The sequence below is a fragment of the Aliivibrio sifiae genome (genome assembly GCF_002954705.1).
Classification (GTDB): Bacteria; Pseudomonadota; Gammaproteobacteria; order Enterobacterales; family Vibrionaceae; genus Aliivibrio; species Aliivibrio sifiae_A.
On record NZ_MSCO01000002.1, the window covers coordinates 1090496 to 1093550 of the forward strand.

4 protein-coding genes and 2 pseudogenes are annotated in these 3055 nt (G+C 32.7%); 3 read left to right on the forward strand and 3 right to left on the reverse strand.

Annotated elements, in window-relative coordinates:
• Positions 1-125: pseudogene (locus BTO22_RS20250) on the reverse strand (acyl-homoserine-lactone synthase); the annotation flags it as partial.
• 378 nt (positions 126-503) lie between these two features.
• On the opposite strand from BTO22_RS20250, the pseudogene BTO22_RS20345 reads away from it, so the two are divergent.
• Both BTO22_RS20345 and BTO22_RS20350 read left to right on the forward strand, forming a co-directional pair.
• Positions 504-736, forward strand: a pseudogene (locus BTO22_RS20345) (autoinducer binding domain-containing protein); the annotation flags it as partial.
• Between the two features lie 33 nt (positions 737-769).
• Positions 770-1111, forward strand: a complete 342-nt coding sequence (locus BTO22_RS20350) for a helix-turn-helix domain-containing protein (protein ID WP_308727220.1) — start codon at positions 770-772, stop codon at positions 1109-1111.
• A gap of 101 nt (positions 1112-1212) precedes the next feature.
• Here BTO22_RS20350 and BTO22_RS15840 read toward each other — a convergent pair whose 3' ends face one another.
• Positions 1213-2049 carry a mechanosensitive ion channel family protein gene (locus tag BTO22_RS15840; RefSeq protein ID WP_181044669.1) on the reverse strand — a complete coding sequence of 279 codons (837 nt, stop codon included), beginning with the start codon at positions 2047-2049 and terminating at the stop codon, positions 1213-1215.
• A 136-nt stretch (positions 2050-2185) separates the two neighbouring features.
• Positions 2186-2380 (reverse strand): hypothetical protein, encoded by a 195-nt coding sequence (locus tag BTO22_RS15845; protein ID WP_105056308.1) that lies wholly within the window; start codon positions 2378-2380, stop codon positions 2186-2188.
• A gap of 287 nt (positions 2381-2667) precedes the next feature.
• On the opposite strand from BTO22_RS15845, the gene BTO22_RS20055 reads away from it, so the two are divergent.
• Positions 2668-3055, forward strand: a 388-nt coding sequence (locus tag BTO22_RS20055) for a hypothetical protein (protein ID WP_105056309.1), incomplete at its 3' end; no start/stop codon positions are given.

A 3055-nucleotide genomic window follows, 5' to 3' on the forward strand; every position in this document is an offset into this window, starting at 1 on the left:
TTGTTTTCAGATATTAAATCCCATTGCAATCTTTCCTTAAATACTTGATATCTAAGACTTAATATCCCCAAATATTCACTATTTGGAATTGTAGAAAACTCTGCCTTTTTAATCATTATAGTCATTATAGTCATTATAGCTCCTTTGTTTTCGCCACTATAACAATCAAATCTTATTCGTAAACCTGTACAATCCTACAGGAGATTAACATTAAATCTACATTTACACTTATCGATATTGTGTGACATAAGCCATATTTACAGAAAAAATTTATCATTAAGTACCTGTTTTAATGATATATAACTCGCAAAAATATAATTATAAAAGTAACAAGTATTAAACTTTAATCAGACTAACTAGGGGATTAACAAATGAACATTGAGAATATAGATTCAACACTAAAATTAGTTAACAGTATTCAAACATCTAAAAAATATCAGGATATAGATAATAATTTAGAAAAACTTACAGAAATGATCCATTGCGAATATTATCTTTTCGCAATGATAAATCCAAAGTCGATGATCAAATCAGATGTATTAATATTAGACAATTACCCAAAACAATGGCGCGACTATTATGATGAAGAAAACTTAATTATGACCCAATTGTCGATTATTGCTTATCTAATCACTCACCAATATCTTGGAATCTCTTTGATCAAAAAACACAAAAAAAAAGCAAACCTAATGTAATTAAAGAAGCGAAGATCTCAGGATTACATTCAGGATTTAGTTTCCCAATTCATACAATTAACGGTGGGTTTGGCATGATTAGCTTCGCTCATTCAAATGAAGGAAAGAATATAGATTATGTATATGCTAATGCTTGCATGAATATTCCCGTCATTATTCCTGCTTTGTTGGATAGCTATCAAAGAATTAGTCAAAACGAATTAACATCAAATGCACATTTAACTCAACGAGAAAAAGAATGTTTGTCATGGGCTTGTGAAGGAAAAAGCTCATGGGAGATATCAAAAATATTAGGGTGTGCGGAGCGAACCGTTACATTCCATCTCACCAATTCACAAACGAAATTAGGTACGAACAATCGCTGTCAAAGCGTATCTAAAGCCATCTTAACTGGCGCTATCAATCCTTCATATTAATCACTTTTATACACGAATAAAAAATGAGCGCGACTTAAATAAATCGCGCTCACATAAAAAATTCAATCCTGTCTCTATACAAAAACGTTACTTAACCCTCTTTACTGAGGATGCTTCTCTTCATACATCACCATAAAATCTTGGCGAATAAGTTGCTCCAAATGAGATGCTTTTTCTGTTGGGCAAAAAATCATGTAATGAACTTTTTGATCCCCCAGTGACGTTGTCGTTATGTGGATATGAGGCTCAGAACCTGGTAAATCGACCCCTGCATGTTTTTCTATCACGCTATTATAGCGTCTAGCGACATCAATAAAATCTTCACAATGTGTATCAATTTTATGTAATAAGTCAGGGATCATTGGGTATAGATTTACAAATTCTTTAACGCAAATAGAAAAGTTATGATAAACATAACGCTTCATGAAATTAAGGTTTTTGACTGGGTATGTGAAGAACATACTATTAGGTAAGGTTGCTGTTTTTCCGGTGTAATCGTATTGCCCATGGTGTAAATCAATTTCTTGAATCACAGTTGCCATCATATTGTGCTCGATCACTTCACCACATAATGAACCAACTTCAATCCAATCACCGATACGAAATGAACGAGAACTTGCACGTTGTATTGAGCCAGTAAAACAAAGAATGATTTCTTTTGATGCTACTACAATCGCCACGGCAATCGCCGTTACAGATAGAGCAAATTCATTTATTTCTGATTGCCAAAGAATAAATAAAATAATAAGTAGGAAACTAAATGAACCATTCTTAGTTCGAGAAATCCACTTACGTTGATCTTCAGTTAAAAACGCGATATCCCCTCGAATATGCTTCACCATAAAATGGCGCAATAGAAAAATAAAGCTGATGATTAGCATACTAAAAATCATCTTATGTTCTAATAAGAAATCTATGACTAATAACAGTCTCTCCATGCTCACCTCTTCTAAACTATTGCTGCATTACTTAATATCTGCAGTAAATATCCCATAGGTAAGCGATAATTTCACCCTTATCTCTCTATTTCCTCGAACTTGATTCACTAAAATACAACGAATTACCCCTAAGTGATTAATAGTTAGTCACATCAGAGTATTCACCTTCAATGATTCTAGCTTCTTTATCCATTGTTTGTTTTTCTTTTTTACCGTGCGTTTTCGACATAATAAAACCAACAAGACTTAATCCAATCGCAAAAAATAAACTCGAAACCAATACAAAAAAACCAACGAACAAAGCAACAGTAGTAGCTAATAGCTGTTTCATAATATGACTCTCTTTTATAAATGAATGTTCACTGTATCACTTCATTTCTGAATCGAATATGAACAACCTATAAATCTAAAAAAAGAAAATTAACACATTGTAACTAAAGGTTATTTACTTCCATTCCCTTTAGTTATTTTATAAAACACATCCTAAAATCCATTCACAAGGGCAATATCTCACGTAAAATTACGAGATTTGCCTATAGTAAAACACAAGTAAATGATATACATTCCTATTGGGATCATTCCCAAGCATGTTGCTTTTGACTAACTAAAAGGATATTCATGAAAAAATTACTACTATCTACCGTCTTACTTGCTTCTTCATTTTCTAGTTTTGCTACTGAGGGAATATTTGAATCCGAAAGATGGAAAGAAATAAAACTCGATTCAGGCTCTGATCCTTATTGGGCTCATTTAGATCTAATTTGTAATGAAAAGCTCACCGGTTCTCGACCTCCAAATATCTCTGACTTAATCGCTTTTAGTGACGCTTTTAAAAATGAATATGATCGTCCAAAACTTTATTCTTTTCTTAGAGAAACCTTTGGATTCGCTAATTCTAACGACCCTAAAATTCAAGCGGCTTTTGAGCTAAATGGAAAACATCGAACCATTTCCCTTCCTTTTTACTTCCATGATTCCATTTCGTTCTATAACCCAACAACACTAA